Annotated in this window: 26 protein-coding genes; 4 read left to right on the top strand and 22 right to left on the bottom strand. The window is 64.4% G+C overall.

The genetic code is table 11. The features are described 5' to 3' along the window. From GLS40_RS13685 to GLS40_RS13675, 3 genes are read right to left on the bottom strand one after another with little or no spacing between them, the layout of a single operon-like run. Positions 1-1,308, bottom strand: a complete 1,308-nt coding sequence (locus GLS40_RS13685; RefSeq protein WP_160383297.1) for a TRAP transporter large permease — start codon at positions 1,306-1,308, stop codon at positions 1-3. Between the two features lie 12 nt (positions 1,309-1,320). After that, positions 1,321-1,842: a TRAP transporter small permease subunit gene (locus GLS40_RS13680; protein ID WP_328598907.1), complete on the bottom strand. Its 522-nt coding sequence runs from the start codon at positions 1,840-1,842 to the stop codon at positions 1,321-1,323. Positions 1,843-1,880: 38 nt separating this feature from the next. Then, positions 1,881-3,005 carry a C4-dicarboxylate TRAP transporter substrate-binding protein gene (locus tag GLS40_RS13675; protein ID WP_160383296.1) on the bottom strand — a complete coding sequence of 375 codons (1,125 nt, stop codon included), beginning with the start codon at positions 3,003-3,005 and terminating at the stop codon, positions 1,881-1,883. A gap of 444 nt (positions 3,006-3,449) precedes the next feature. Here GLS40_RS13675 and GLS40_RS13670 point away from each other — a divergent pair, with 444 nt between their 5' ends. Next, a complete protein-coding gene (locus tag GLS40_RS13670; protein ID WP_160383295.1) occupies positions 3,450-4,310 on the top strand; it encodes a LysR substrate-binding domain-containing protein in 861 nt (286 codons plus the stop codon). A 9-nt stretch (positions 4,311-4,319) separates the two neighbouring features. On the opposite strand, the gene GLS40_RS13665 is transcribed toward GLS40_RS13670, so the two are convergent. Then, positions 4,320-4,793: an Lrp/AsnC family transcriptional regulator gene (locus tag GLS40_RS13665; protein ID WP_202076163.1), complete on the bottom strand. Its 474-nt coding sequence runs from the start codon at positions 4,791-4,793 to the stop codon at positions 4,320-4,322. A 127-nt stretch (positions 4,794-4,920) separates the two neighbouring features. Between GLS40_RS13665 and GLS40_RS13660 the strand changes: the two genes are divergently transcribed. Beyond that, a complete protein-coding gene (locus GLS40_RS13660; protein ID WP_160383293.1) occupies positions 4,921-7,293 on the top strand; it encodes a 1-deoxy-D-xylulose-5-phosphate synthase N-terminal domain-containing protein in 2,373 nt (790 codons plus the stop codon). 137 nt (positions 7,294-7,430) lie between these two features. On the opposite strand, the gene GLS40_RS13655 is transcribed toward GLS40_RS13660, so the two are convergent. The 14 genes from GLS40_RS13655 to GLS40_RS13590 all read right to left on the bottom strand — a co-directional run bounded on the left by GLS40_RS13655 (position 7,431) and on the right by GLS40_RS13590 (position 16,389). Beyond that, on the bottom strand, positions 7,431-8,444 hold the full coding sequence (locus GLS40_RS13655) for an energy transducer TonB family protein (RefSeq protein ID WP_160383292.1): 1,014 nt from the start codon (positions 8,442-8,444) through the stop codon (positions 7,431-7,433). After that, positions 8,441-8,827, bottom strand: coding sequence for an ExbD/TolR family protein (locus GLS40_RS13650; protein WP_160383291.1), 387 nt, complete (start codon positions 8,825-8,827; stop codon positions 8,441-8,443). The genes GLS40_RS13655 and GLS40_RS13650 overlap by 4 nt, the downstream gene beginning before the upstream one ends. Beyond that, complete coding sequence (locus GLS40_RS13645; RefSeq protein WP_160383290.1) at positions 8,824-9,171, bottom strand: biopolymer transporter ExbD; 348 nt, start codon at positions 9,169-9,171, stop codon at positions 8,824-8,826. The genes GLS40_RS13650 and GLS40_RS13645 overlap by 4 nt, the downstream gene beginning before the upstream one ends. Before the next feature lie 25 nt (positions 9,172-9,196). After that, entirely contained in the window at positions 9,197-9,847 is a 651-nt protein-coding gene (locus GLS40_RS13640) for a MotA/TolQ/ExbB proton channel family protein (protein WP_160383289.1), read from the bottom strand. Continuing rightward, positions 9,844-10,248 (bottom strand): hypothetical protein, encoded by a 405-nt coding sequence (locus GLS40_RS13635; protein WP_160383288.1) that lies wholly within the window; start codon positions 10,246-10,248, stop codon positions 9,844-9,846. The genes GLS40_RS13640 and GLS40_RS13635 overlap by 4 nt, the downstream gene beginning before the upstream one ends. A gap of 308 nt (positions 10,249-10,556) precedes the next feature. After that, positions 10,557-10,958 (bottom strand): hypothetical protein, encoded by a 402-nt coding sequence (locus GLS40_RS13630; protein WP_160383287.1) that lies wholly within the window; start codon positions 10,956-10,958, stop codon positions 10,557-10,559. A gap of 77 nt (positions 10,959-11,035) precedes the next feature. Further along, positions 11,036-11,200, bottom strand: a complete 165-nt coding sequence (gene hemP / locus GLS40_RS13625; protein WP_235905934.1) for a hemin uptake protein HemP — start codon at positions 11,198-11,200, stop codon at positions 11,036-11,038. A 5-nt stretch (positions 11,201-11,205) separates the two neighbouring features. Further along, positions 11,206-11,376, bottom strand: coding sequence for a hypothetical protein (locus tag GLS40_RS13620; RefSeq protein ID WP_160383285.1), 171 nt, complete (start codon positions 11,374-11,376; stop codon positions 11,206-11,208). Between the two features lie 119 nt (positions 11,377-11,495). Then, positions 11,496-11,822: an antibiotic biosynthesis monooxygenase family protein gene (locus GLS40_RS13615; protein WP_160383284.1), complete on the bottom strand. Its 327-nt coding sequence runs from the start codon at positions 11,820-11,822 to the stop codon at positions 11,496-11,498. 10 nt (positions 11,823-11,832) lie between these two features. Then, the gene (locus GLS40_RS13610; RefSeq protein WP_160383283.1) at positions 11,833-12,582 is read right to left on the bottom strand and encodes a ChaN family lipoprotein; all 750 of its coding nucleotides are present in this window, start codon (positions 12,580-12,582) and stop codon (positions 11,833-11,835) included. A gap of 11 nt (positions 12,583-12,593) precedes the next feature. Then, a complete protein-coding gene (locus tag GLS40_RS13605; protein ID WP_160383282.1) occupies positions 12,594-13,376 on the bottom strand; it encodes a heme ABC transporter ATP-binding protein in 783 nt (260 codons plus the stop codon). Further along, complete coding sequence (locus tag GLS40_RS13600) at positions 13,373-14,440, bottom strand: FecCD family ABC transporter permease (RefSeq protein ID WP_160383281.1); 1,068 nt, start codon at positions 14,438-14,440, stop codon at positions 13,373-13,375. The genes GLS40_RS13605 and GLS40_RS13600 overlap by 4 nt, the downstream gene beginning before the upstream one ends. Positions 14,441-14,443: 3 nt before the next feature. Next, positions 14,444-15,322: a heme/hemin ABC transporter substrate-binding protein gene (locus tag GLS40_RS13595; RefSeq protein ID WP_235905928.1), complete on the bottom strand. Its 879-nt coding sequence runs from the start codon at positions 15,320-15,322 to the stop codon at positions 14,444-14,446. 14 nt (positions 15,323-15,336) lie between these two features. Next, the gene (locus GLS40_RS13590; protein WP_160383280.1) at positions 15,337-16,389 is read right to left on the bottom strand and encodes a hemin-degrading factor; all 1,053 of its coding nucleotides are present in this window, start codon (positions 16,387-16,389) and stop codon (positions 15,337-15,339) included. A gap of 199 nt (positions 16,390-16,588) precedes the next feature. On the opposite strand from GLS40_RS13590, the gene GLS40_RS13585 reads away from it, so the two are divergent. Next, positions 16,589-18,625, top strand: a complete 2,037-nt coding sequence (locus GLS40_RS13585; RefSeq protein WP_160383279.1) for a TonB-dependent receptor domain-containing protein — start codon at positions 16,589-16,591, stop codon at positions 18,623-18,625. Positions 18,626-18,736: 111 nt separating this feature from the next. Further along, positions 18,737-19,858: a TRAP transporter substrate-binding protein gene (locus GLS40_RS13580; RefSeq protein ID WP_160383278.1), complete on the top strand. Its 1,122-nt coding sequence runs from the start codon at positions 18,737-18,739 to the stop codon at positions 19,856-19,858. 451 nt (positions 19,859-20,309) lie between these two features. On the opposite strand, the gene GLS40_RS13575 is transcribed toward GLS40_RS13580, so the two are convergent. The 4 genes from GLS40_RS13575 to GLS40_RS13560 form a co-directional block, all read right to left on the bottom strand. After that, a complete protein-coding gene (locus GLS40_RS13575) occupies positions 20,310-21,602 on the bottom strand; it encodes a TRAP transporter large permease (protein ID WP_160383277.1) in 1,293 nt (430 codons plus the stop codon). After that, positions 21,599-22,132 (bottom strand): TRAP transporter small permease, encoded by a 534-nt coding sequence (locus GLS40_RS13570; RefSeq protein WP_160383276.1) that lies wholly within the window; start codon positions 22,130-22,132, stop codon positions 21,599-21,601. Before GLS40_RS13570 ends, GLS40_RS13575 begins: the two co-directional genes overlap by 4 nt. A gap of 1 nt (position 22,133) precedes the next feature. After that, complete coding sequence (gene dctP / locus GLS40_RS13565) at positions 22,134-23,147, bottom strand: TRAP transporter substrate-binding protein DctP (protein ID WP_160383275.1); 1,014 nt, start codon at positions 23,145-23,147, stop codon at positions 22,134-22,136. 64 nt (positions 23,148-23,211) lie between these two features. Further along, complete coding sequence (locus GLS40_RS13560) at positions 23,212-24,783, bottom strand: sulfatase family protein (protein ID WP_160383274.1); 1,572 nt, start codon at positions 24,781-24,783, stop codon at positions 23,212-23,214. Positions 24,784-24,954: the final 171 nt, after the last annotated feature.

The following is a 24,954-nucleotide window of genomic DNA, read 5'->3' as shown; positions in this document are numbered from 1 at the left end:
TCAGTCCATCAGCGACGGCAGGTAAAGGCTGATCACGGGAAAGGCGATCAGCAGCGCCAGCGTGATCAGATCGACCGCGATGAACCAGCTGACCCCCCGGAAGATCGACACAAGCGGCACCCGTTCGCCGAGGGCCGCCTTGACGATATAGACGTTCAGGCCGACCGGCGGAGTGACCAGGCCGATTTCGAGCAGTTTCACCAGGATGATGCCGAAGTAGATCGGCTCGATCCCCACTTCGCGGGCCACCGGCAGTATGATCGGCATGGTCAGAAGCATGATCCCGATGGAATCCAGAAAGCACCCCAGGATCAGGTAGAGCACGGCGACCATCGCGATCACGAGGAGCTGGGTCGACCCGGGCGACAGCAGCGAAGAGGCGATGAAGCCAGGCACGCCGCTCAGCGTCATGAACTTGCCCAGCAGGGTCGTGCCGATCACCACCATGAAAATCCCGGCGGTGCTGGTCAGTGTCGCCAGACCGCTGCGGTAGAGCGCACCCCAGCTGAGCGAGCGCCGCGCCGCGCCCAGACAGATGGCCAGCGCCGCCCCGACGGCCCCGGCCTCGGTCGGGCTGAACAGGCCGATGAAGATGCCCGACAACACGCCGACGATGATGGTCGGCAGGGCCCAGATCTCTTTGGCCGCAACCAGGAAATCACGTGTCGTGAAGGTGTCCGTCACGGCGGGGGCAAGGCGGGGGTTGAGCGAACAGCGGATGACGATCATCGCGATGAACATGGTGGCCGACAACAGGCCCGGCAGGAAACCGGCCATGAAGAGCTTGGCGATGGAGACCTCGGCGAGGTAACCGTAGAGCACCATCAGGATGCTTGGCGGGATCAGCGATCCCAGCGTGCCCGAGGCCGCGATGACGCCGGTCGCAAGGCCCGGGTCGTACTTGTAGCGCAGCATTTCCGGTGTGGCGATGCGGGCAAAGGCCGAGGATGTGGCCACGCTGGAGCCAGAGGCCGCCGAAAGCATCGCACAGGCCCCGACGCTGGCCACCGCCAGCCCGCCCGGCAGCCAGGCCAGAAGGATGCGCATCGCCCGGAAGAGGCCGGAGGAAATCCCGGTTTCCGAGGCGACGAAGCCCATCAGCAGGAACATCGGGATCGCCGTCAGATTCCAGTCGCCCACGAAGTTGAACGGCACCGCCGTCAGCATCCCCCAGGCGGCGCGCGCATTCAGCAGCACGCCGATCCCGATGAACGAGACAAGCCCCAGGGCGACCCCGATCTGCACCCGTAGCAACAGCAGGATCAGGCCGGCGCCCAGTCCAAGGAATCCGATTGTCAAATTTTCCATTGCTGTCCCAGTTCAGGTCTCGGCGCCTTCGGGAACATCCGGCGACGGGTTGAAATCGGGGTCCGTCGCCGCCTGCCATGCGTTGGCCAGCACCATCAGCAGCGCCGCGCCAAAGCCGACAGGCAAGGCCAGCTTGGCCGGCCAGATGGTCAGAAAGACCGCACCCATCATCATCTCGTTCATGGCAAAGGACCGCAGCGCATCCCCGCCGGTCTTCCACGCCAGGAAGCCGAAGAAGGTCGCCGTGACCAGGTATCCGCACAGGAGCACCCAGCGTTTGACGATGTCGGGCAGCATCCGATAGACCAGATCGACTGCAATGGGCTCTTTCTTCATCTCGACGAAGGCCAGCGGAAGAAAGACCACAAGCACCATGTGATAGACCGAGATGACCTCGAGGTTGCCGGGGATCGGACGGCCGGCAAGATTGCTGGCCAGCACGTCGATCACCGTTTGCAGCATCATGAGGAACAGGCTCACGCTCGCGAGGACGGCCAGAAGGATGGCGAGACGTCTTGTCCAACGTAAGAACACCCGCTTCTCCTTTCTGCCCGCCCCGTTGGCCCCGATCTTCAGTTCAGGCCGTATGCCGAGACATCGATCTTGCCATAGATCTCGTCGCTGAAGACCGCCTGCAGGGCGGCTGCGTCGTCCCGGTCCACATCGGCCAGAAGACCCTGCCATTTGTCATAGACCGCGCCGAACCGCGAAATCAGATCCGCGGCCCCCTCGACATTCAGACGGGCCGCCACTTCCAGGGCCATCGGCTCCACCTGCTCGGCGACGAAGCTGTCGAGGGCGGCCTGAAGGTCCGCGCCCGGTTCGTGGATCGTGACCCCGTGATCGCCGGCCTCGGCCAGGGCCTCGGCGACCGACTGCTCGAAGGCGATGGTCATGGTGACGAGGTTGTCCGAGATGCTGTCGATCAGCAGTTGGCGGCTCTCTTCCGGCAGGTCGGACCAGGCGCCCTGGTTCATCGCATATTGCCACCCGGCGAAATACTGGCCCAGGTCCAGAAGCGTGACCTCCTTGGCCACATCCCACAGCGAGCGTGTCTTGAGGTCGTTGGGTGAATTGGCGGCGCAGTCGAGCTGACCCTTTTCCAGACCCGTGAACATTTCCGAGGACGGCACGTTGACCGCCGCCGCCTGGACCGAGGCCGCCCAGGCCGCATGGATCGGGCTGGGCATCCTGATCTTCTTGCCCGCGATATCCGCCAGCGAGACCACGGGCGAGGTGCACATCAGCGCATAGGAGGGCGAGGCGTAGCTGCCCAGAAACACGACACCCTGCTGACGGAACATCTGCTGCATCTGGTCGTCGTTCAGGTAGAAATCCGCCACCGCGGCCGTCAGAACCATGCTGTCGTTGAACGAAATGCCAAGCGCCGCCAGAACGTTGTCCGCCGGAAGGTCGGAGGGCGTATAGGTTCCCGCGTGATAGGTCATGTCCACGATGCCGTCGCGCAGACCGGACAGATGGGCCGCCGGTGGCAGCACGGAGTCGCCGGTATAGACCTTCAGGCTCAACTCTCCGCCCGATTGCTGATCGAGCGCTTGGGCCAGGGCCTGATACCCGTCCGTCACCAGCGGATAGGTGTCGGGGAACCAGATGCTGGCGGTGATCTCTTGCGTGGCGGCCGGAACGGCCGTCGCGGTGCACAGCCCGACAAAGAGGGCCCCTGCAATATGTTTCATGTCTTGCCTTTCCCTGTTGTTCACATGTCTTGCATTTCGGACCGGACGTTTCCCGCCCGTGTCACCCGGTCTTTGTCGTCTGACCGAGGGCCTTGCAGCCTGTCGTTCCGTGCGTCACACCAGTCCTCCGGTGCCAAGCCGGAGGACCGCCGACAGACCCCGTCCGGGGGTCTGTCCGGGCAAGTCGGCTGCGGGCAGCCGGCCCGGCCGATCGGTTCACCGGCGCAAGCGACATCAGGCGCGCCACCGGTCGAGCGACGACAGGCGTTTCAACTGTGTCGATCAACGCCAGGCCTGTTACGGGCGGCTTTCGGATTGCTTGATCGGTTCTTTGGAGCCGAGGATCTGCCTCAACTAAAAAGAAGTTTATTTACCAATAGGTTTGACGCAAGAAAAAAAATTTGATGATATGTGTGAAATGAATTCTCATAAACGGCCGAAATCATGCTGAACTTGACCGCGTTGAATACGTTTCACCAAGTTGCCCGAAACGGAGGCATCGCGGCGGCGGCCTCGCAGCTGAATGTCACCGACGGCGCGATCCGCTACCAGATCAGACGGCTGGAAGAGGATCTTGGCGAACAGCTCCTCGTGCGCAGCAAACGCACGCTGACGTTGACCTCGGCGGGGCTGTCCCTGTTCGAACGGCTGAACCATGCGTTCCGCGATATGGAGCGGGCCTGTCAGTCGCTGACCTCCACCTCCGGCATGGACGGCGAGCTGAACATCGCCTGCGCTCCGGCATTCTCGGGCGCGCGGCTGCCCTCGGTAATCAGGGCCTATTGCCAGCAGTATCCGCTGATGACGGTGCGGGTCTTTCCCATTGGCATGTTCGACGAGAGCATGGATGTCGTCATCTCCTACGGAGAGCGCACGACGCCCGGAATGCGCGAAGCGATCCTGCGGGACGAGATGTATTTTCCCGTCTGCCGACCCGAACTGAAATACGAGTGGGGCATCACCAGCACCGCAGATCTGGCCAACTGCATCGCGCTTCACGCGGATCAGGGGGGTGACTGGATGCGGTTGCTCACCGCTGCCTCGCCCGCGTCGATTCAGTTCGCGCAACAGGTCTATTTCCCCAATGCGGCGGTTTCCCTTCAGGCGGCAAGGCGGGGATGCGGCGTTGCGGTGGGAACCTCGATACTATGCGCCGATGATCTTCGCAGCGGGACATTGGTGAGGCTGCTGGACATCGAGGTGCCCGCGCCCAATCCCTATTTCGTCATCCAACCCGGACAGACACACAAAGACAGCGCAGAGCGTTTTGTCGACACCCTCATGGATCAGTTGGAAAATGGCTAGGGTCAGGCCCTACCTGTCCATCGTGCGCGACTGTCCGGCCTTGACCCGCCGCAGCGGGATCGAGCTTTCGATTGACGCAACGCCAGATACCTTTGTGAACGTGCCGGTCAGGAAGCGTTCGAAATCTGCAGGCCCGCGCGTTGCGATGCGCAGCAGATAGTCGCGGTTGCCGGTCATCAGCCAGCAATCGACAACTTCGGGAAAGCTGCGCACGGCGGCTTCGAAACTGGCCAGGGCATCGTCCACCTGACGGTCGAGTTTCACAGAGACAAAGACCGAAAATTCATACCCCAAAGCGGTTTCGTCGATCAGTGCGGCATAGCCGGTGATCACGCCGGCATTTTCCAGAATGCGCAGCCTGCGCGCCACCGGGGAAGGGCTGAGATTGATGCTCTCGGCGATCTCGTTGATCGTGGCCCGCCCGTTGCGCTGCAGGACGTGCAGAATGCCCGCGTCGTAGGAGTCGAGCTTGATGCTTGTCATCAAAATTCCCCGGATTCGTGATGAATATCGACAAGTACAGCATGACACGACTGCACAAAAGGCGAGAATTGCCAATTCCTTGGTGGTAGCCTCGCGAAAACGCATGCTTTGACCGCGAGGACGAACGATGACATTTGAAACGGCGCACCTCACAACAATCCAGCGCCGTCTGCTCTGGCTGTCGCACTGGATGATCCACCACGCCAATCACATCCGGCCAAAGGAAGACGGCATAAAGGTGGGGGGGCATCAGGCCAGCTCGGCCTCGATGGTGTCGATCATGACGGCGCTCTACTTTTCCGCCCTCCGGCCCGAGGACCGCGTGGCGGTCAAGCCGCATGCCTCGCCGATCTTTCATGCCATGCAGTACCTGATGGGCAATCAGACGCTGGAGAAGATGAAGAACTTCCGCGGCTTCGAGGGCGTGCAGAGCTATCCCAGCCGCACCAAGGATGTGGACGACGTGGATTTTTCGACCGGCTCCGTCGGTCTGGGCGTGGCGATGACCGCGTTCGGGTCGATCGTGCAGGATTACCTGATGGCCAAGGACTGGGGCAGGGACCTGACGCCGGGACGCCACGTGGCGCTGGTCGGTGACGCCGAGCTGGACGAGGGCAACATCTACGAAGCCTTGCAGGAGGGCTGGAAGAACGACCTGCGCAATTGCTGGTGGGTCATCGACTACAACCGTCAGTCGCTGGACGGGGTCGTGCGCGAAGGTCTGTTCGAGCGGGTGGAAAAGATCTTCGACGCCTTCGGCTGGACTGTCATCCGCGTGAAATACGGGGCCTTGCAGCGCGCCGCATTCGAGGAAGCGGGCGGCGGCGCCCTGCGCGACTGGATCGACGCCTGCCCGAACCAGGACTATTCGGCCCTGACCTATCAGGGCGGCGCCGTCTGGCGCAAACGTCTGATGGATGATCTGGGCGATCAGGGGCCGGTCACGGCGCTGATCGACAAGCGAAGCGATGCGGAACTTGCGGCGCTGATGGAAAACCTGGGCGGCAACTGCGTGGAAACCATGGCCGAGGTGTTTCGCAGCGTCACCGACGACCGCCCGACCTGTTTCCTTGCCTATACGATCAAGGGTTGGGGCACACCGATCGCGGGCCACAAGGACAATCACGGCGGCCTGATGACAAAGGCCCAGATGGCCGGTTGGCAAGCCCATATGGGCGTGCCCGAGGGTCAGGAATGGGACAGGCTCGCCGCCGTTCCCGACGCCGCCGCGCTGCAGGACTTTCTCGACAAGGTGCCCTTCTTTGCCAAGGGCCGCCGCCGCTTCGGCGATGCCGTGTTGCAGGTGCCCGCCATCGCCCCGTCATCGGACCGCGAGATTTCGACCCAGATGGCATTCGGCAAGATCCTGGATGGCCTGTCCAAGGGCGACAGCGAACTGGCGGACCGCATCGTGACAATGTCGCCCGACGTGACCGGCACCACCAACCTTGGCCCCTGGGTCAACCGTCGCAAGCTGTTTGCCCGGACCGAGCAGGTCGATGCCTTTATCGAACACAGGATCCCCTCAACCGCGAAATGGGAATTCACGCCAAAGGGTCAGCATATCGAACTGGGCATAGCCGAGATGAACCTGTTTCTGCTGCTCGGGGCGGCGGGGCTGTCACATTCGCTGTTTGGCAAGCGGCTGATCCCCATCGGCACGCTTTACGATCCCTTCGTGGTGCGCGGGCTCGATGCGTTGAATTACGCCTGCTATCAGGATGCCCGGTTCATGGTGGTCGGCACGCCCTCGGGCGTCTCGCTGGCGCCCGAGGGCGGGGCGCACCAGTCCATCGGCACACCCCTCATCGGTATGAGCCAGGACGGTCTGGCATCGTTCGAACCCGCCTTCGCCGATGAACTGGCGGTGATCATGGAATGGGCCTTTGGCTACCTCCAGCGCGACGGCTCGGGTGACCCGGACGAACGCACCTGGCTGCGTGACGAAACCGGCGGTTCGGTCTATCTGCGGCTGTCGACCAACCCGATCGAACAGCCGGGCAAGCGCCCGGATCCGGATTGGCAGCAAGGGGCGATCGACGGGGCCTACTGGCTGCGTCGCCCCGGGCCCAATTGCGAGGTCGTCATCGCCTATCAGGGTGTCATCGCCCCCGAGGCGATCCGCGCGGCGGGCGCCATGGCAGAGGCGCGGCGCGATATCGGCGTGCTGGCCGTCACCTCGGCGGACAGGCTGAATGCGGGCTGGACAGCGGCACAGCGCGCGCGGGCCCGCGGCCAACAGGGGGCGACCAGCCATGTGGAACGCCTGCTGCGGGATCTGCCGCCGCATTGCCGTCTGCTCACCGTCCTGGACGGCCACCCCGCGACGCTGTCGTGGCTCGGCGCCGTTCTGGGGCACCAGACGATACCGCTGGGTGTGGAGCACTTTGGCCAGACCGGAACCATCGGCGACCTCTACCACCACTACGGCATCGACGCCCAAAGCATCATCGACAGGATCAACGGTCTGACGGCCGGCCGGAGGATCGCAGCGGCCTGAACCGCCTCATGCAGACTTGCAAAGGGCAGACGCCGCACGACGTCGGGACCGGCCAAGGCCCGAGCAGCAGCCATGCCGCACATGGTTTCGATCGGGCCCGATAACCCGGCATCGCCAGGCAGGCCTGTCCTCATGGCTCAACGCCCCGTGATCTGGATCGAGAAACTGCGCCGCGCGCCCGCAGGCGGCTGGGGGAAGGGGCCCGCGCCCCTGACCAGTTGCAGCGCGGCGCGATCCAGCGCAGCGGACCCCGAACTACGCGCCAGCGACACGGAAGACAGACCGCCATTCGCAGCGATGCTGAAAACGACAACCGCGGTGCCGCGCGCCGTCACCCGCGGCTTGCCCGCGCGCGACAGTCTGCGCATGACCAGGCCGGGGTAATTGCTCGCAGCGGCATTGCCCGCCGCGTGCTGGCGTCCGGCCGTGCCGCTCTGTTGCGCGACGGCCTCCTGCCGTCCCGTAGCTTCGCCCGCCCGCGCGTTGCGTTCGGCATTGCCCGGCGCCTGTGCCGCCCGGGTGGCGGGCTTTGCCGTTGGCCGGGGTTCGGGTTTGGCCACCGGCGCCGGCTTCTGCGTGGCCTCGAATGCGGCACTGCGCGGCTTGGGCCGCAATGACCGGACGACAGCGGCGCTGTCCGGTGCTGCCCCCTCGACCCGGTCCGCAACCGGTGGCGATTGAAGGGTCTCCGCCGCATCGGGGCCGGGAACCACGGCCTGCACCGCCGGGGATGGATCGGCCCGCGCAACCGGCACCGCTTGTGCGGGCGCGGCCGGTTCTGAGGGTGCGCTGTTGACTGCCGACAGGGCCTGTTCGGACGGCACAGGCTCTGCTTGCAGCGGCCGGGCGGTGCCGGTCGGTGCATGGTCAACGGTCGTCGCGGCTCTCTCTGGCGGCGATGGCTCTGCATGCTCGGCGTGCAATCTGTCCGGCGCATCGGGCGCCGTGGCCTCGGCCTTCTCCGCGCTTTGGGAGCTGAGCGTTCCGGCTGCCATGTCTGCGAAGGCACTGCCGAGCCGCACCTCCGTGCCGCCATCTGCGCCTTCGATCTCTGTCGTGTCGCGCGAGACGAGCGCGACCGCCAAAGCGCCGTGCAGGCCAAGTGCGACGGACAGGGCCACAAGCTTGGCGGGACCGGCAAGGCGCATCATTCCAGCCCCCGTTCGGTGACGATCACCACCCGCTCCGCACCGGCATCGCGCAGGGCCCGGCCCCGGGCGACCAGCAGTGCCGCGGGCAGCTCGCGGTCAGGCACGATCCGCACATTTGCCCGTGCTTGCTCTGGAAGACCGGCGACAAAATCCGCGACCCCGGTGATCTCCGCGCCGCGGTTCGTCATGCGACCGTCGGCATGCAGCACCAGGGCGTCGGGCGGGGCGCTGCCTTCCAGACCGGTGGTGCTGACCAGCCGCAGATCTGTGTCGAGCGGCACAGCCAAACGGCCCGCCACGAGAAAGAAGATCAGCATCAGGAAGACGATGTTGATCAGCGCGATGGTCGGCTCGCCGCCGGTCCGGGTGCGGCGGCGTCTCATGACGCCTCCAGAACGGTGACGGAGACGTCCGGGATGGCACGCAACGCGACAAGCAGGTCGGTCAGGCGTTGCGCAGTGACATCCGCCGCGACCGCAACCAGAACCCCGAGCGGCCCGTCGCTGCTGCGGTGCGTTTCCAGCGTTTCGCGCAGGGTATCAAATGCCGCGTCGGACCCGTTCACGCGCAAGGCCCGGGCGGCCAGCGAAAGGAATACGGGACGCTCGGACGACGCGGCGCTGCCGGATCGCGCCGAGGCGAATTCGACCTCTGCAAAGCGGGTGAAGGTCGAGGACAGCATGAAGAACAGCAGCAACAGGAAGATGACGTCGATCAAGGATGTCATCGAAAGCCTGCGCCGACGTCTTATGCTACGCATGAGCGGGCAGGCCTTGCGGGTCGGATGCGCTGCTGCGAGCGCCCGGCGACAGCACCGTATGCACTGCCTTCTGGGCCAGCACTCGGTCGGCATCCATCCGGGCCTCGAACCAGCTCAGGACAACCGAGGTGGGCATGGCCACGGCAAGGCCCACAGCCGTGGTCAGCAAGGCAACCCAGATGCCACCGGCAAGGACCGACGGATCGACTTGAGCGCCCGCGTCCTGCAGCGCCTGAAACGCCGAGATCATGCCGAGAACCGTGCCAAACAGACCGAGAAGCGGCGCGAGTTGCGCCACGGAGTCGAGCAGCCGGAACCCGCTTTCCAATCGGGCAAAACGCGCCTCTGCCTCGGCTTCCAGGCGGGCTGCGTCCGTCTGGCCGTCCAGGGCCATGGACACGACGGGCACAAGGTAGCTGCGCGACCGGCCAAGGTGATCGCGCGCCGCCGTGCGATCGCCGGCATCCCAGGCAGCAATGGCGTCGCGCAGGGCCTTGTGGCGCCCGACACCGGCAACCGTGAATTGCCAGAGCTTGTAGAGGATAACGGCCAGCACAACCACGGAGAGCGCACACAGCAGCAAGACGACCGGTCCGCCAAGATCGGCGATGCGCTGGATGCTGTCTTGAAGATCGGCGATCATCCCAGCACCTCGACATCGGTACGGCTGCGAAGATCAAGGTCCTTGCCGCAGGCGTCTTCCGGCAGGTTTGTCCCGGTACAGGTTTCAGCCCCGTTGATCAGCAGTCGGCCCAAAGACCCGCATGCCAGGCCCGGAACGATAAATTGTCTGACACGTGGCCGGGCAGAGGGCAAAGCGCCGAAATCGAAAAGGGTCAGCCTGTCGACACGGCCGTCGACGTCAAACAGAACCGCCTCGTAGACCGCCTGTTCGATATCAATCGCATACCCGTTCTGAACCAGGAAACTGACCCGGCATGAGCCTTCGACTTGCTGCACCGCATTCAGTTCGATGGAGACATGCGCGCCCTGAACGTCTTGGGCGCTGACGGGGCTGTGCACCAGGCCAAAGGCCAGCCACATGCCCACGTGTTTCAGGACAGAATTTGCCATATCTCCAGCCTTCGATCGCCCAAAAGGTCATCTGGCTGGGGATCGGACCCTCGCTGGATGGCGATCTGTTATCATCCGGAACGTCCGGCTTCAATACCTGATTAAATTCGTATGTCTTTCCGGCGCCGTGCAGGAAAGGGGTCGGCTGCCCTGTGTCAGGCGAGATGAACCCGCAGCATGCAGGCCAGGTCTCGATGCAGCCGACCACGCGCGATGCGCCGATCTTCTGTCAAGGTGCCGCCGTGGCGCCGCATCCCGGTCCGGTTTGGGTGACGGGTTCAGTGAAAGGTCCGGTCTTGGGGTCCGGGTTGGCTGCGCTGCGCCGTGGGCCCGCGTCTTGCCATACGCTGCATCGCCGGTCCGACCTGCGCCGCCAAAAGGGCGACCGGTTCCGCATGCCGCACCGGAACAAGCAGGCTGGCGATCATCGTCGCCTCTGCCAGATCGCCGCATATGGCCTCGCGGGCAAGCGTCGTCAGGATCGCCTCGTCAGAACCGATGCAGGTACAGCCAAGCCCATGCCTGACAAGCGGCCTGCGGGCAAAGGTGCAAAGGCTGGTCAGCAGCGACTCGAAACTGCGCATCTCGGCGCGCCCTGCGGTCGCCCCAAAACACCGCGCAAAGCCGTTCCAAACCTCGTCGCGGCCTTCGGGACCGTCCATCCAGAACCGTATGGACATGATCAGCTCGGCTTCCCAGGGCGCAATGTCGGTCAGTCGGCCTACCACGCCGGCCCCAGCGGTATGAGCGGCACGGGTCATTTGGTCAGGATCAGCTTGCCAGTGCGGGTGATGCGCAGGGTGTAGGTCTGGCCATCCAGCACGATATGGGCCTGGATGCCATTGCGGATCAGGTCGCGGGCGTCGTAGGTCGCCGGGTCGTCGGTCCGGTCGATGGAACTGGCGGGCGGCAGGTTCTGCATCAGGCTCATCGACCCTCTCCCGCGATGCACAGGCGGTCGCGCTGAAAGTCGATCAGGAATTCAAGCGAGACCCCCTCGATCCGAGCACATACGGCACCGGATTGCACGATCTCACGCCAGGTGTTGCTGGCCTTGGCAGGCCGCGGGGCGTCTGCCGGTGGCTCGGTTGTCGTCACGATGCATTCCCTTTCTGTCGGGACCTGGGGCGCAGGGCCGCGGTGTCGGACGTGCCGGTCATGACGCCCGGGATCGTTCAGGAAAGAAGAGCCGGTTGCCGAACGGGTGAGTACGGGCCTCATGCGGATTGCAGGGCGTCGATGTGCTGGATCGCGGTGAAGCCTTCGAAACGCGGGGCGCCTTCATGCAGCTTGCGGCTTTGGCCCGCGCGGGCATGCGAGGCGCGGAATTCCTCGCTGGTGGTCCAGGAACGGAAATGCGCTTCGGACTGCCAGACGGTGTGCGAGGCATAGAGAATGGAGCCCTCGCTCTCGGGTCCTTTCAGCATGTGGAACGACACGAAACCGTCCATGTCCCGAAGACGGCTTTCGCGCGTCAGCCAAAGCTCTTCGAATTCGGCGGCATTCTCCAGCGGTACGGTGAATCGGTTCATCGCAAGATACATGGTGGGCTCCTCAGTTGGATGTCAGGGATGTGCAGGGATCGTCGCGTTCGGCCTGGGCAACGATGCGGATCTCGTCGAAAGGTACGCCGCTGTCCTGTTCGACAAAGCCGATCGCATGTGTCGTGACCTCGGGGGCGGCCATCGCGATCATCGCGGGCACGCCCCAATCGGTGCGCGCATGGCCGTTCCCGGCGATCACGGCAACGGGCGGGCCATAGGCCTCCAGCGCCTCAAGCGCCGCGCGGGCAAAGACCGCATCGCGGTAGCGCTGAACGGCGACCATTCCCGCCATCGTTTCAAACGGCATGGCCGCGCAATGCGCGTCGAACTGCAGCTGCATGCGTGCCTGTTGCTGGTCGTCAGGCAGGGCCTTGTCCAGGCCGAAACGCGCCGCGTCCTGCCCGAAGAGGGCGGCGGCCCCATTGCTGTAGACCCCGCGGATCGCGTCGCGCGGCGCTGCCGCTCCGACGATGCGCGCCGGGCCGAGCGCCTCGAAGATCGGCGCGTAGATCGGGAAATTCGGCCACCCGCTGGCCTCCCATGCGGCGGCGATCCGGTTGCGGTCCGTATCGGCGCGGGCCGCTTCTTCGGCGGTCAGCATCTCGAACACGACTGCGGTGGGGCGCAGATCCCGAACCGCGGCGGCCTGGCCGAGATGCGCATCGGCATTGTCGTGCACCTCGCCCAGGATGACGATGTCGGCAACGGGTTCGGCCATCGCAGGCAGGGCAAGGACGAGAAGCAGGCAGGTCAGGCGCATGGGTGGTTCCTTCAGGCGGAGGCCGCGTGGGGCAGGATATAGGGTATGCCCGCCGGAGGCGGCGCCGACACGCGCAGAGCACAGCCATAGGCGCGCGACAGGATGTCATCGGTCAAGACCTCGCCCGGCGTGCCGAAGGCAAGGCGCCGCCCCTCGGCCAGGATCGCAACGCGATCGGCGAAAAGGGCGGTCAGGTTCAGATCATGCATCACGGCGATCACCCCGCCACCCGCACGGGCGAAGGCGCGGGCTATTTCCATCACCTGCAACTGGTGCGCGATATCGAGGCTGGACACCGGTTCATCCAGCAACAGCCAGCGCGGCTGGCCGTCCTCGACCGGGGCCCAGACCTGCGCGAGCACACGGGCCAGCATGACCCTCTGCGCCTCGCCGCCCGACAATTCGTGAAAGCTCCGGTCGGCGTAATGGGCCAATCCGACGCGGGCCAGCGCCTGCATCGGCACCTCGGGCCTGTCGCCGGCCGTGCCGGATTGCAGACCAAGCCGGACCACCTCGATGACGCTAAAGGGAAAGGCCAGGCGCGACGCCTGCGGCAGCACCGCGCGTTGCGAGGCAAGCTCCCACGGCTTCATGGTACCGATGTCGCGCCCGTTCAGGCTGACCTGCCCGCGAAAGGGCAAAGAGGCCGTGATCGCCCCGAGCAACGTGGACTTGCCGGATCCGTTCGGGCCGACAATGGCGGTCATTTGCCCGGGCAGGGCGGTCAGACCCACGCCGCGCAGCGCCTCACGCGTGCCGTAGCGGACATGGATGCCTTTGGCGATCAGGCTCATAGCTCTACCAGCCCCCTGCGTCTGAGCAGTATCCACAGGAAGACGGGCGCGCCAAGCACGGCCGTCACGATCCCGATGGGCAGTTCCGCCGGCGCGATGACCACCCGGGCGATCACGTCGGCCAGGATCAGCAGGACGGCGCCCAGCAGGGCGGAGTTGAACAACAGCGTCCGATGGTCGGGACCGGACGCAAGGCGCAGCAGATGCGGCACGACGATGCCGATGAATCCGATCCCGCCGGAAACCGCGACCGCAGCGCCAGTGGCGCCCGCCACGGCCAGGATCGCAAGGGATTTCATGCGCTGGACGTCGATGCCGATATGGACCGCCGTCGCCTCACCTAGCGCGAGCCCGTTGAGCGCCCGGCCCAGCCTGAGCGCGGCTGCGACAGACAGCAGGATCAACGGCCCGGCGGACAGGACCTTGGCCCAGCTTGCCCCGGCCAGCGACCCGAGCCCCCAGAAGGTCAGATCCCTGAGCTGCCGGTCGTCCGCGATGTAGACGAGGATGCCCGACACGGCGCCGGCCAGCGCGCCAATCGCGATGCCCGCCAGAAGCATGGTCGCCACAGAGGTGCGCCCGTGCCGCGTGGACAGGCGATAGAGCAGGATGGTCGAACCCCACCCCCCGAGGAAGGCGGCAAAGGGCACCATCTGATTGCCGGTCAGGTCGATGATCCAGGCGGGCAGCACCGCGCCCAGCACAATGGCGAGGATCGCGCCAAGGCCGGCACCCGCACCGACACCCACGATGCCGGGATCAGCCAGCGGATTGCGGAACAACCCCTGCATGGCCGCGCCGGAAACGGCCAGCGCGGCACCCACCAGCACGCACATCGCCAGTCTGGGCAGGCGGATATCCAGCAGAACGACGCGTTCCATCTGGCTCAGCGCCTCGCCCTGGCCCAGCTTGGCCAACATCGCTGACAGCGTTACGCCCGTCGCGCCGATCTGCAGGCTGGCGATGCAGGCCAGCCCGAGCGCGCCTGCAAGCACCCAGTGCAACGAACGGGCACGGGACAGGCGGTCGCGCGGGGCGGCTTCGATCTCGGTCACGGCGGTCAAGGTTCAGGTGCCCTGCGTGTAAAGCGCGTCATGCAACATGCGCACCGCCTCGGCCGTGCGCGGCCCGAAACCCAGCATCAGCAGGCCATCCATCCGCACCACCTGGCGGGTCCGGGCTGCGGGCGTCAGCTTGATCGCGGGCATCGCGAACACTTCGTCATCTGCCGCGCCATGGTCGCCGCCCCTGTCCATCATGAGGATCACATCCGGCGCGGCCTGTCCGACGGCCTCGTCGGTGATCTGCCTGTAGCCTTCGTAATCGGTGACAGCATTCACGCCACCGGCCATGCGGATCAGCGCATCCGCGGCGGTCCCGGCGCCCGACGCGTTGATCTTGCCGCCCTGAGTGGACAGCACGAAAAGCACGCGCTTCTTCTCGGCTTCTGGGCGCTGCGCATCGGTCAGGGCGGCGGACAGCGCGATCCTGACCTCGTCGGCCAGCCTGTCGGCCCGGTCGGGCACGCCCAGGGCATCGCCGATGATCGCGATCTTGCGCAGGATGCCCTCTGGCGTCAGGGCGTCCGGAACCTCGACATAGTCCACATCCGCCGCGCGGATCACATCGAGCGCCTCGGGCGGGCCGGCGCCTTCTTCGGACAGGATCAGAGACGGGCCGACCGACAGCACGCCCTCTGGCGACAGGGCCCTCATGTAGCCCACATCGGGCAGGCTGGTCACCTCCGGTGGATAGCTCGAGGTGGTGTCTCGCGCCATCAGCCGGTGCTGCTGACCAAGCGCCGCAACGATTTCCGTCACCGAGCCGCCGATGGAGAGCACATCCGCATTGGGGTTCGGGGGCTGCGCGCTTTGCTGCGCGTTCGCGGTCAGGGCAAACAACGCGCCGAACATCGCCGTCATCATGGCCAGCCAAGGCGCGCTCATTCTGCTGCTCGATTTCATGCCGGAACCTCGGCAAGCGTCGGCAGCGCTTCGACGATCCGGGCCCAGGCGGGACGCATCTGGCGGCCTTCCTTGTTGACACCAAACACCTGGAAGATCAGTCCGCCTTCGGCGTCAAAGGCTTCGACAGACACCGCAAGGCCGCGCTGCGTGGGCTTTTCGACCGCCCAGACCTCGGCCACCTTGTCGAGCCGAAGATGCAGGTTGAAGCCGGGGTCCATGACGTTCTGCCAGGGCCCCATCGGTTCGAGCGTGTGAATCGGGCCGCTGTGAATCTGGATGCAGCCGCGGTTGCCGACAAAGATCATCACCTCGATGCCCGCATCCCGGACGGCCTTAAGCATCGTATCGGCCGCGCCCGGGTCAAGCTGGCGCACCCAGGGCGCACCGGCGATCCGGTAAGCGCCCAGCCGGTTCATCTTGAGCCTGGAGCACAACCGCAGGAACTGGTGCGTATCGGTGAGCCTCGCCCATTCCTCGCGCAGGCTATCCACCTTGTCGGCACGGGATATGGGTCCCTCGACCGGTTTGCGGTCTTCAACGGCCTGACTGTCTGCCTGATCCTCGACTGCAAGGCCGGCGACGATGTCCGCCCAGGCATCATGGTTCGAGCCGTGACGCAGGTGGATCTTGTGCACCGCATCGCCTGCTGCATCGAAAATCTGCAACGAACGACGCGGGCCCTGCCCGGACATCGTTTCGACCGCAAAGGCATGCACCCAATGCGAGGGGAAGATACGCAGGTCGATATTCTCGGTCAGGGTCATCGCGGCGTGTTGGCCCGGGTGATACCCGCCGTACTCTCCCACCTTTTCATGTACGCAGGCGACCACACGTGTCAGCGCCATGACCTCGCCCAGCCGTTCGGCGGCAGGAATGATCCGGTCGGGATGGGCCGCGATTCGGGTCGCGCCATGCCCGGTGCCGGCGGCCACGAGCTGTGCCTCGGAAATGCCCTGGGCATCCGCCGCATCACGGGCACGCAGTTTCGGGTTTTCCGCCAGAAAAGCGCGAATATCGGAAGGTCTGACAGCGGCTGGCTGCGTCATGGGCGTCCTCGGAGGTTGGGCTGTGGTCCGATGGCTGCGCCCGGAGGGAAGCGGTGCGTGGCTCTCTCAAATTACTTGACTGTTTTAGTATGATACAATTACTGCTGCAACCCATCGCGATGAAGTTCGTCGAAAATCAACCAAAACAGCCGCGCCAGCCTCTGCAAGCTTCGGCCAGAAACTCACGAAGGATGGCGCAATGCTCACTTCCCTGATGCGCGGCACGACCGCGCTCGTCTGTCTGTCGATCGCCGTGCCCGCAATGGCGCAAGACAGCAATCCCGGCTTTCTCGGCACGCTCATACTCACCGGCGGCAAACGCGATCTCAGCTTTGGCACGGCCCTGTCCAGGACAGTCGTCGGCGAGGAAGAGATCCAGGACCGTCAAGCCAGCACCGTCGCGCAACTCATCGACTCGGTGCCCGGCGTCACGCTTGTGAACGGCACCACGCCGCAAGGTTCGGGCATCAACATTCGCGGGTTTGGTGCGAATACGACCTATGGTTCGGACCAGAAGATCGCGGTGCAGATTGACGGGGCCTCGGTCGGGTCGGAAGAACTGTATCGCATCGGGACTCAGCTGTTCACCGACCCGCTGCTCTATCGAGAGGTCGAGGTGTTGCGCGGCACCATCGGCAGCTTTGCCTACGGGTCCGGCATCGTCGGCGGTGTCGTAAAGCTGGAGACGAAAGATGCATCCGATTTCACGGGCGGCGTGCCGGGGTTCGGTGGTTCCCAGACGCTCGAGTTCAGCTCGAACGGAAACGGTTGGGTCAGTTCGACCAATCTCGCCTGGATGCCGACGGAAGGCGCCGAATTTCTGCTCAACTATTCCCTGCGCGATCAGGGCGACCTGACGGCGGGCGACGGCTCGATCATCGGCAACAGCGCGTTCCGCACGCCCACATACCTTGTGAAGGGCAAGTTCACCTTCGGGCAGGACGACGCGCATTCGCTGACATTCAGCCATTCGAGCACCGTCGCGGATGACAAGGACGTACCCTTTGACCAGTTCGTCACGACGGCCGACTCCTTTGGCCGCGTCGACCGCCTGACCGAGACGACGCAAACCGTTCTGGAATACAGGTTCAATCCGGCGAGCGACCTGATCGACCTGCGTGCAAACCTGTCCTACGCCAACCAGGACATCGAATCCGACTATGTCTCTGGCTCGTCGCCCCTGGAAGGCACGCCGAGCTTTCCCTTCCTCCTTCCGCTGGTGAATGCCGATCACCGCTACGAGACGACAAAACTGACCGTCAGCAACCGTGCGCTCTTTGACACGGGCGCCGTATCCCATGACATGCTGGCGGGCTTTGAGCTGCAGCGCCGCAAGCGCGCCGATCAGTCAAGCGCGCCGGGCGGCACCAACGACCGGCTGGCATTCTTTGTGGTGAACGAGATGACGATCGGGCCAGTCACGCTCACGCCGGCCCTGCGCTATGAAAAATCCCGAATTGACAGCGAAAAAGCCCTCGCAGGTGTTCCCGACACCTATGAAAAAGACGCGCTGATGGGCGGTCTCGCGCTGGCCTACGATTTCGGCAACGGGCTGACGGTCTTCGGCTCGGCGGCCTATACCGAAGGGCTTCCGATCATCGACGATCTGGGCACCGGCGCGACCGAGCAACGGCGGATCCGTCTGTCCGAGAAATCCCGTACATTCGAGCTTGGCGCTGAATACACCGGCACGGGTGTTTTCGCCGCTGGCGACACCTTCACCGTTCGCGGCAACATTTATCAGACAGAGCTCTGGGACATCACCAGCTACACGGTCGCCGGTGCGGCGTCGACCGAACTGGACCGTGTCGACTCGCGCGGCTTCGAACTGGAGGCCTCATACGGCATGGCGAACGGCTTCTATGTCGATTTCGCCGGACACCTTGGCAAGGGTACCGAGTTCAATCCCGATGGCACCAACGCAACCTGGCGCAACAGCCCGGCGGACCGGGCGCAGCTGACACTGGGCAAGAAATGGGATGACCGCTTCGATCTCAGCTGGGAAATCGTCCATGCCGCGGATCGCCGTGACGCGTTTGGCGCCGATCTGTCCAACAGCACCGTGCACAACCTGCGTGCGACCTGGAAGCCTCAGGGGCAAGCGTGGCTGGATGGAAGCGAGGTGCGTTTCGGGGTCGAAAACCTTTTGGACGCGGATTACGTCGGCCACCTGTCGTCCCCCAGTCGCAAAGCTCCGGGCAGGACCTTCAAAGTGTCGCTGTCAAAGACGTTCTGACGCAACGGACAGGTCCTCCCGACCGCGTGTTCTTTCGAAGGGCGAACACTTTGGCAAATGCGATTGTGAAGTGCCGGACGGAGCTTACGCTGCCTGAGAGTTCGGAATGACATGGGCTCGGCGTCTGGACGTCATCGCGCCTCTGCTTCCGGGCAACACCGGTCAAATCCGGAACAAAGGGAGGAAGACATGTCTACCATTCGCAAGAGCGTGCGGGGTATTTTGGGTCGTGGCCTGCTGGGCTGTGCGGCAACACTGGCAATATCGTTCGTGACCGGACAGGCGCAGGCGCAGGAGTCACTGCGCTTCACGACCAGTGTTCCGGCCCCGTCTTTCATCTACGCCGATATTCTGTCGGTTTGGGCGCAGCGTGTCATAGACGACTCCAATGGCACGCTGGACATCCAGATGTTCCCGGCCGGCACCCTGGGGCGGGATCCGGCCACCCATCTGGATATGGCGCGGGACGGGATCGCGGACATTTCCTACATCGTGCCGGGATATACGCCCGGCGCGGTGAACGAGGCCACGATCCTGGAACTTCCCGGGTCCACGCCCAGTGCCCTGGCCGGATCTCTGGCCGCGACGAAGATGGTCGAAGACGGACTCTGGCCAGGGCAGGGCATGGAAAACGTCAAGGTTCTCGGAGCCTTCTCGACCGCGCCGACCATCCTGACGACGATGAACAAGGTCGAGACGCTCGACGATGTCGCGGGCAGGAAACTGCGGGGCGCGGGTCCCACGCTGCTGGCCACGATCAATGCCATTGGTGCAACGCCGGTCGGCGGCATCACGTCGCCTCAGCTTGCCGAAAGCCTGTCGCGCGGTCTGATCGACGGCACGATCAATGAATGGGTCGCATTGACCATTTTCGGTGTGGCCGAAGTCGCGAAGAACCATTTGAACATCAACCTTGGCGCGTCGCCACTGATGGTGGTCATGAACAAGGACAAGTACGACAGCCTGCCGGAAGAGGCCCGAGCGGCGATCGACAAGAACTCCGGCGCGCCATTCGCGCGCCTGTGGGGTGAGCAATTCGACGGCGCCATCGAGAAATTCCGATCCGCGGCGATGGCAGACGAGACGCGCACCTTCACCACGCTGACGGACGAACAACAGGCCCTGTGGGACGAAAGGCTGCAGACGGTCACGGATGCCTGGATTGCTCAGACCCCAAATGGTCAGGCGATCTACGATGCCTTTACCGCCGCAGTTCACGAGGCCGCCGAGTAACCGGATCCTCCCGTCGGAGGCATCGCCTGTATCGGATACTGCGTGAGCGTCGAGCAAAGGGGACGGCAGAGCATAACTGCCGCCCCTGTTTCTTGATGTCGTGAGGTGATGGCCGGACAAGATTGAACGGCGTACTGCCCGATGTCAGAGCGGACACCGTTTCAGGCACCAATCCCGCGGCAGAGCTTTGAAAGCCAGCGAGAGCTATACGCGCGTCGCCAAGGCTGGCCGCGCTGAACCGCCGATACCGGGCCAACCGCGTCAGGACTGACCGGCACGACAAAGCGGCCGATGACGCCGGACCGCTTCATCGCGCGCCCGCGCAAGGCGGGGCGCAGGGGGCAGGCCGACGCGTTTTGCCCACTCGACAGCGCGTTGGCGGGCGCATGTCCGGGAACGCCGACAGACGGACGGAACATCGTGCCCTGCCGCAATCGGCAAGGCACGGGGGTCATCCCATCACGGTCGGCAGGTACAGGGCGATCGGCGGATAGAGAACGATCAGCAACAGTCGCGCAATATCGGCGATCCAGAACGGCGCGATCCCGCGGAAGACCTGGGACAGCGACAGTTCCGGCAGGACGCTTTTCAGCACGAAGGCATTGATCCCGATTGGCGGTGTCACCATCGAGATCTCGGTCACGACGACCACGACAATGCCGAACCAGATCAGGTCAAAGCCCAGAAGTGCGACCAGCGGCGCAAAGAGCGGCACCGTCAGAAGCACCATCGCCGGCCCGTCGAAGACGCAGCCCAGCACCAGATAGATGGCAAGGATGATCCACATGACGCTCATCGGGGACAGGTTCATGGCCTCGACCCACTCCAGCAGGTTTGCCGGCATCCGCGAGATTTCGATGAAGTTCGAGAAGATCATCGCGCCAAGCGCCACCGTGAAGATCATCGCGGACATGCGGCCCGCCTCGAAGATCGACTCGAAGAAGACCTTCCAGGACATCCGGCCGCGCAGGATGCAGAAGCCAAGCGCGCCGACCGCGCCGATCCCGCCGGCCTCGGTCGGGGTGAAGACGCCGAAATAGATGCCCCCGATCACGAAAAGAAACAGCGCCATGACCGGCCAGACACCGCGCAGCGAGCTGAGGCGTTCCGACATGGGGAAAACCTCGCCCCTCGGTCCGATTCCGGGAAAGATCTTGCACAATGCGGCGATCAGGATGAGGTAGCTGAGGATCGAAATGACGCCCGGCAGGATCCCGGCGATGAACAGGGCCCCGATGTCGCCTTCGACCAGCAGGCCGTAGAGAACCAGAACGACCGAAGGCGGGATCAGGATGCCAAGCGTGCCGCCGGCCGCGATGGTGCCTGCCGAAAGCTCCTTGCTATAGCCATAGCGGCGCATCTCGGGATAGGTCACCTGGCCCATGGTGGCGGCGGTGGCCACAGAGGATCCGCTGACGGCGGAAAAGCCACCGCAGGCGACGATGGTCGACATGGCCAGCCCGCCCGGATAGCGCCCCAACCAGACATAGGAGGCGCGGTAGAGATCACGCGCCAGATCGGCGCGGAAGATGAAGTTGCCCATCAGCACGAACAGCGGCACGACGATGAAGCCGTACGACATGCTGTTTGACGTGATCGTCTGCCCGACCATGGCCATGCCGGCGTCGATGCCACGGACCATCGCAAACCCGCCGAACCCGACGATCATCATCGTCAACCCGAGGGGCACGCCGATAAAGGCGACCAGCAAAAGCACGCCAAGGCCAAGGAGTCCCAGGGTCATAGGATACTGTCCTTCGTTGAATCGTCTGACTGCGGGGCGCGCCCGGCAAAGGCCTGTGCCGCAAACACCAGGCAGATGGTCGCCGAGAGGGCGGTCATGCCGACCATCAGCCAGATGACGGGATAGATCGGCAGTTGCAGGAAGACCGAGGTGCTGCCCCATTTCTGCACGTTCATCGCCTGCCGTGACAGGCAGGTGGCGACAAAGAAAAGGATGCCGCTGCTGATCAGATGGACCAGCCCGGATTTCAGCGCCTGGACCGTGGCATTGCGTGCGAAGACGGCGTCGAAAAGGGACACGGTGATATGGCTGCGCGCCCGTGTGACCAGCGGCAGACCCGAGAAGATGAGGACCCCCATGCCGAATTCCTGAATCTCGAACGCGCCGGGGACGGGAGCGTTGAAGAAATAGCGCCCGATCACGTCGATGAAGGTGATGACCGCGATACACAGCAGTGTCGCGGTCACGATGACCTTCAGGACAAGATCGAAGGCTGCGGGCAGTTGCTGCCCCGAAGCCCTGTCTGCCATGTCAATTTCCTGCGTCGGCAAGCTGTTGGCGGAAATAGGCAAGCACCTCGTCGGGATCGAGCCCCAGATCTTTCACGCGCGCGGCCCAGGCGTCCGTCTCGCCGGCGACCGCCTCGGCAAGGGTTTCGATCTCGTCCGCCGGCATCTCGGTCACCGCGATCCCGCTTGGCTCCAGCAGAGCCCGGACTTCGGCTTCGGCCGCGTCGAAGTTGCTGCCCGCCAGACGGGCGAGGTGCTCTCCGCTCACCTTCTCGATGGCCATGCGATCCGCTTCGGGCATGGCGTTCCAGACGGTGTCGTTGACGATGATGGACACGGTCGAACGATAGAGCCCGTCCGCAAAAAGCGTGCCGTATTTCAGCTCTTCCAGCAGGCGCAGGCCCTGAACGGATGTGATCGGCAGGACCGTCCCGTCGACCACACCGCGGGTGATGATCTCGAAGCTCTCGATCGCGGGGCGCGAGACGACGACGGCACCCATGGCATCCGTGACCGCCGCGCCATTCGGGTTGACGCGGATCTTGAGCCCCTTGGCGTCCGCCAGTTTTTCCATCGAGCGCTTGTTGTTCCAGACGTGGTTGCCGGTCAGCGCCCAGAGCGCGACCACATGCACGCCGTCCAGTTTTTCGGCTTCGCGGAAAAACCTGTCATAGGTCCGCCAGAGCGCGACGGAGAAGGCTTCGGACGAGGCCGCATCGAACTGCAGCGGAAGCTCTCCGATCAGGGGGGCCAGCCATTGTTTTGCGGTAAAGGACGACAGGTTGATCGCCACGTCGGCTATGCCCGACCGGATCATGTCTAGTTGCACGGGCGGGGGGGCCAGCGACGATGCGGTGAAGTCGATCACCACACCGCCGTTCGAGGCCTCTTCGACCGCCTTGGCCCAGGGCAGCACGCCGGCTCGCATGATCTCGTTCTGGTCGGGCAGATAGCGGTTGAACACCAGCGTTGTCTCGGCCGATGCGGCCAGGCCGCCGGCAAGGACCAGCGCCATCGCGGTTGCGGTTTTCTTCATGAACATGGGTTCTCCTCCCTCTTGTCAGTCCGAAGTCGTTCTTTGTGCCGGGCGGGCCAGAGGTTCAGGCCCGGGATGTCGGCAGAGGCGTTCGATCCGCCAGCTCGATCATCCGCAGCGCCATTTGTTCGGTCAGCCTGTGGCGGGTTCCGGCGCTCTGCGGGTCGTCCCACAGGTTTCGTGTCTCGCCCGGGTCCCTGGCCAGATGCACCAGTTCGTGGTTGCCGTTGCCGACAGACAGGGTCAGGCGCCAGTCGCGCGTCACCAGGGACCGCATGACCAGGGCGTGGGACATCCCCAGGACCGGCCGCTGAGATTCCTCCTCGATCAGCAGGCCGTCCGGTTCCGGTATTGCGGCGTCGAACAGATCCCGCCCCTGCGCACCGGAGAAACAGTCCATCCCCGCGGCGGCCAGAAAGCTGGGACCGATATCCAGCGAAGACGCCAGATCAGACCGCACCGCGCCCCTGGACGCGACATCGCGCGGATCGGACCAGATGAACGGCACGCGCGTCACGCCGGCATTGTGAATGCCGAACTTGAGCATCAGCCCGTAGTCGCCAAGGAAATCCCCGTGGTCCGAATTGAAGACGATGATCGTGTTGTCATAGTCGCCGGTCGCCTTCAGCGTCGAGACCAGCCGGCCGACCTGATCGTCGATGAAGGTGATCATGCCGAGCGTGACCGCGATGATCGCCCGCGCCTCGTCCTCGCTGACGGCGAAAGCCAGCTGATGCCCGCGCATGGCCGTGCCGTCTGCCAACTGCTGGTGCAGGTTCCGTGCGGGCAGGGGCATCCGGTTGGCGAAGGTGTCCGGCAGAGTGATGTCTTCGGGCCGGTACATGCTGAAATAGGGTTCCGGCACGACGAAGGGATGATGCGGATCGGGGAAGGACACGGAGGCAAAGAAGGGCGCGGCGCCCGGCGCGCGGTCGCGCAGCCAGTCGCAGGCACGGTCACCGATGTAATGGGTCGACCATTGTTCCGGCTTCAGGGGCGAACACCAGGTCTGGGGCGCGTCATATCCCGATTTGGGAACCCCATTTTCGGGCCCGCGCACCGAGTCGATGTCGTCGACCTGCCCGCGCAGCCACGCCTCGTAGTCGCCGCCGATCTCGTCACCGTGATTGGTCGCCAGATCGACGTGCGAAAACCCGTAATAGGGTGTGGCGACGCGATGGCCGGGGTCGGCCCAGCTTGTCGGCATCTCCTGCGCGTATACCTCGCCCTCCTGACGCGGCACAGCGCTTTGAAGGGCGGCGGGCAGGGGGGTCCGTCCTTGCGGTTCGTGCAGCATCGCAGGCGGCACGGTCGAGAAGTTCTGCAGATGAGACTTGCCGAAATGCGCGGTGTCATAACCCCCCTGGCGCAGTACATCCACGAAGGTGACATCGCCCAGCCCCAGCCCGATGCCGTTGAACCGGCCACGGTGCCCCGAGGGCATACGGCTCGTCATGATGCTGGCCCGGTTCGGCATGCACACCGGAGAGGCGACATAGAACCGGTCGAACTGCGTCCCGGTACGGGCCAGCGCGTCGATATTGGGCGTCTTTGCCAGGGGGTGGCCATAGCATCCAAGACAGTCGGCCCGCAGCTGGTCGGTCATGATCATCAGAATATTCGGCTGCCGGGTCATCGGACGGTATCCCCATTCAGGTCAGGATGAGGAAAGCCGCGATCCGCGAACTGGCGGCGACGTCTCTCCTCCTCGAAGTCACTGAGGGAGTGTGAGCGCCGGGGTCATCGAAAGCCAATACCGTCCCGGACATGTCCGCCAGGCGGGCGTTTTGTGCAATTCCCGTTTGGG

The sequence above is a fragment of the Pseudooceanicola pacificus genome, assembly GCF_009789075.1.
GTDB classification, from domain to species: domain Bacteria; phylum Pseudomonadota; class Alphaproteobacteria; order Rhodobacterales; family Rhodobacteraceae; genus Pseudooceanicola; species Pseudooceanicola pacificus.
This window is presented reverse-complemented; position numbering and strand designations above follow the sequence as displayed.

Bases quoted from the DNA above. Each gene is read 5' to 3' on its own strand.
- GLS40_RS13640 (WP_160383289.1), bottom strand. From the start codon at position 9,847: ATGATCGCCGATCTTCAAGACAGCATCCAGCGCATCGCCGATCTTGGC.
- GLS40_RS13655 (WP_160383292.1), bottom strand. From the start codon at position 8,444: ATGATGCGCCTTGCCGGTCCCGCCAAGCTTGTGGCCCTGTCCGTCGCA.
- GLS40_RS13660 (WP_160383293.1), top strand. From the start codon at position 4,921: ATGACATTTGAAACGGCGCACCTCACAACAATCCAGCGCCGTCTGCTC.
- GLS40_RS13590 (WP_160383280.1), bottom strand. From the start codon at position 16,389: ATGACGCAGCCAGCCGCTGTCAGACCTTCCGATATTCGCGCTTTTCTG.
- dctP (WP_160383275.1), bottom strand. From the start codon at position 23,147: ATGAAGAAAACCGCAACCGCGATGGCGCTGGTCCTTGCCGGCGGCCTG.
- GLS40_RS13630 (WP_160383287.1), bottom strand. From the start codon at position 10,958: ATGTCCATACGGTTCTGGATGGACGGTCCCGAAGGCCGCGACGAGGTT.
- GLS40_RS13585 (WP_160383279.1), top strand. From the start codon at position 16,589: ATGCTCACTTCCCTGATGCGCGGCACGACCGCGCTCGTCTGTCTGTCG.
- GLS40_RS13675 (WP_160383296.1), bottom strand. From the start codon at position 3,005: ATGAAACATATTGCAGGGGCCCTCTTTGTCGGGCTGTGCACCGCGACG.
- GLS40_RS13610 (WP_160383283.1), bottom strand. From the start codon at position 12,582: ATGCGCCTGACCTGCCTGCTTCTCGTCCTTGCCCTGCCTGCGATGGCC.
- GLS40_RS13645 (WP_160383290.1), bottom strand. From the start codon at position 9,171: ATGACATCCTTGATCGACGTCATCTTCCTGTTGCTGCTGTTCTTCATG.
- GLS40_RS13560 (WP_160383274.1), bottom strand. From the start codon at position 24,783: ATGACCCGGCAGCCGAATATTCTGATGATCATGACCGACCAGCTGCGG.
- GLS40_RS13615 (WP_160383284.1), bottom strand. From the start codon at position 11,822: ATGTATCTTGCGATGAACCGATTCACCGTACCGCTGGAGAATGCCGCC.
- GLS40_RS13670 (WP_160383295.1), top strand. From the start codon at position 3,450: ATGCTGAACTTGACCGCGTTGAATACGTTTCACCAAGTTGCCCGAAAC.
- GLS40_RS13570 (WP_160383276.1), bottom strand. From the start codon at position 22,132: ATGGCAGACAGGGCTTCGGGGCAGCAACTGCCCGCAGCCTTCGATCTT.
- GLS40_RS13685 (WP_160383297.1), bottom strand. From the start codon at position 1,308: ATGGAAAATTTGACAATCGGATTCCTTGGACTGGGCGCCGGCCTGATC.
- GLS40_RS13605 (WP_160383282.1), bottom strand. From the start codon at position 13,376: ATGAGCCTGATCGCCAAAGGCATCCATGTCCGCTACGGCACGCGTGAG.
- GLS40_RS13650 (WP_160383291.1), bottom strand. From the start codon at position 8,827: ATGAGACGCCGCCGCACCCGGACCGGCGGCGAGCCGACCATCGCGCTG.
- GLS40_RS13575 (WP_160383277.1), bottom strand. From the start codon at position 21,602: ATGACCCTGGGACTCCTTGGCCTTGGCGTGCTTTTGCTGGTCGCCTTT.
- GLS40_RS13595 (WP_235905928.1), bottom strand. From the start codon at position 15,322: ATGAGCGCGCCTTGGCTGGCCATGATGACGGCGATGTTCGGCGCGTTG.
- GLS40_RS13635 (WP_160383288.1), bottom strand. From the start codon at position 10,248: ATGTGGCTGGCCTTTGGCCTGGTGCACAGCCCCGTCAGCGCCCAAGAC.
- GLS40_RS13580 (WP_160383278.1), top strand. From the start codon at position 18,737: ATGGGCTCGGCGTCTGGACGTCATCGCGCCTCTGCTTCCGGGCAACAC.
- GLS40_RS13665 (WP_202076163.1), bottom strand. From the start codon at position 4,793: ATGACAAGCATCAAGCTCGACTCCTACGACGCGGGCATTCTGCACGTC.
- hemP (WP_235905934.1), bottom strand. From the start codon at position 11,200: ATGCAGAACCTGCCGCCCGCCAGTTCCATCGACCGGACCGACGACCCG.